The sequence below is a fragment of the Candidatus Phytoplasma phoenicium genome, assembly GCF_001189415.1.
Classification (GTDB): domain Bacteria; phylum Bacillota_I; class Bacilli_A; order Acholeplasmatales; family Acholeplasmataceae; genus Phytoplasma; species Phytoplasma phoenicium.
Window position 1 is genome coordinate 1 of the sequence record NZ_JPSQ01000055.1, and the last position, 2,746, is coordinate 2,746.

Annotated in this window: 1 protein-coding gene; it reads left to right on the plus strand. The window is 22.7% G+C overall.

From position 1 onward, the window contains the following. Window positions 1–232: 232 nt before the first annotated feature. Complete coding sequence (locus tag AlmWB_RS01300; RefSeq protein WP_050337317.1) at window positions 233–952, plus strand: TrmH family RNA methyltransferase; 720 nt, start codon at window positions 233–235, stop codon at window positions 950–952. Window positions 953–2,746: the final 1,794 nt, after the last annotated feature.

A 2,746-nucleotide genomic window follows, 5' to 3' on the forward strand; every position in this document is an offset into this window, starting at 1 on the left:
CTTGTTATTTAGAGTTATGTCGTCATTCGAAAAAATATAAACATCAAATTATCCTACGCTATCTTTTTTCTAGCATAGCTTTTTTTAACGTTATTTTATTTATTAAATGGTAAAATTCATATTATAATGTAAAATTTAATTAATTAAATAAAAACCAATTCATTTTTTTACTTATGATTCTTTTATGAATTGTTTGATGAGGAATTATCCAAAGGAAAAAGTAAAAAACATTATGATTGTATCTGAAAATAATCATACGTTTCAAAAATTAAAAAAACTTACTATGAAAAAATATCGTGATTTTTACCAACAATTTTTAATTTTTGGCGAACATTTGATCCAAGAAGCTGAAAAAAAACAAATTATTATTAATTTATATAGTATTGATCCTTATAAAAAAGGCCTCTTAATGAAAGCAGCTTTAATGAAAGAATTACATCCACAAAAAATTTTATATCCTCAAGTAGCTCTTTGTCGTATGTGGAATCAACCTATTATAAGTTCAAAAATTTTAGTTTTAGATAATATACAAGATCCAGGTAACGCTGGCGTTTTATTAAGAAGTGCTTGTGCTTTTGGCTTTAAGCATGTTTTTTTTAGTCATCAATCAGTAGATTTTTATCATGAAAAGACTTTACGTGCTAGTCAAGGCGCTTTGTTTCATTTATTTTGTGAAAGAGGTATTCTTAAAAATTTTTTATTATCTTTATGTCAAAAAAATTATTATATTTTTAGTGCTTGTGTACATCAACAAAATTTAAGTTTAAAAGATGTGGATATCGCTTTTTTAAAGAATCATCCTCAACGTATTTTGGTAGTAGGGAATGAAGGTACAGGGATTACTCCTATGATTGAACAAATGTCTCATTATCATTTACAAATCGAAACAACGGATGTAGAAAGCTTAAATGTCAATGTAGCAGGTAGTATTTTAATGTATTTTTTAAAATAATAAGAAAAAAATTATATATAATAATTAAAAAAATTTATTTTCTATTAAAAAATTTTGTTTTATTTTTATTTTAACTCTTATTATCGTTATTTTGATAAAATATACAACAAAATCAGCCCTTCCAGATTAAAATGATAAATCATATGATAACAACAAAACAGAAAAAGATGAACAAACAAACTATATAAAACAACTTCAAAAATGAAAAGACCAATGCGAGTTTAAACCAGATGAACACAATATAGGTAATTACTACAATAGTTATAAAATTAGAGAAAAATTAAGACGAAATAATAAAAAAATTTATAGCATCAGCAAAAATAAAATTTTTGGTGTTAATTCTCAAATATAATCTAACAAACCATCTTATGATTATAAATATAAAAAAGGAATTTTTTTTGATCGATGAGAAATATATTAGGTTCATTTGGGAACAACTATGATTAATGAATACAATATTTATTTATCTGGATATTTCAGCGTTACTTCTCCCCAAAAAATAAACTAAACTAATTTTAAACCAAAAACTCTCTTTTTGAGAAATTTTATTTTTATTATATATATAATAAAAATAAAATGGTTTTGTATTTCGGAAAAAAGAAAAATACGTTTCACTAAAAAACACGAAATTATTTTCATCATTTATTTTAATATTATTTGCTATCGAACACATTGTATTAATTAACTAAAAGACACCAAAAACTCAAATCCAAATAACAAAAAAAATAAATGATGGTAGCGATAATATTATTAATAAACCGGAAATTCCAATTCCAGGAATATCAAATTCATCTCTCCTCTCCGCCTCTAGACCAAAAATAATCACTCAACCAAGTCTCCAATCCCTTTAAGAAAGGGAGATTAAATGACAAAAGAATTTCTTTTTTTATTTATATTTTAAAATTTTAAAATATAAATAATTCAAAAATGTTTGAATGACTAATTCAAAAAATTTTTACAACAATAATAAAATGTAGCAAAAGGAATTATTTCAAATTATGTCTTGTAAGAAATGGGTTTTTATTTATTGTTGTTTTAATTTTTAGTTATTTGAACAGTAGTTATTTTCAAATTAAGAAAACTATAAACCAAAGTTAAGATAAACTCAAACATTAAAAAGAAATAAAAATACAATATAAAAAACCCAACTGTTTATTTTTTTTAATAAACATTTTGTTTTTTACTTATTCTATTTGACTAGTTATAATTTTTATGTAAACACTTTTTAAAATCTTTTTTTAATTTTTAGATATTATCATCTTTTATCTGAATTTTACTTATTTTCATCGAAAGCTTATATTTTTCCTTGGTATTTAATTGATCACTTCATAAATCTCATTTTATTTACAATATCCTTGCTTCTGTTGAATAAACAATTCAATAATGAAAGAAGAGAAAATAAAAAACAAATCCGTATACTCCAAAAATTTTTCATATGGTTGATAATTGTGCCAAAAAATCTCCTAACACAACATATTATGAAGAAAATAATAAAAAGTTGAAAACGTTATTTTCTATGTTTTGTCAATAAAAAAAATCTAATTTCAAAGTTATTATTTGAAAGGATATAAATAAAATTATTGACAAAAATTTAGTTACTGTGTATTAACATAAATTTACATTTATCTTTTTGAAATAAAAAAAAGACCCTATATAATGAAAGGTCTTTGACTTAATATACAAAAAAGTTAATTATTTTAATGTCTTCTAGGATTATTTGGTTGATTTTGGTTATTTTGTTGTGGCATGGCGTTGTTAAGAATAATTTGTTGAGCAGCGATACGACTACTTAAT

What these genes read in the sequence shown, in the direction of transcription:
- AlmWB_RS01300 (WP_050337317.1), top strand. Translation starts at nt 233, where the DNA reads ATGATTGTATCTGAAAATAATCATACGTTTCAAAAATTAAAAAAACTT.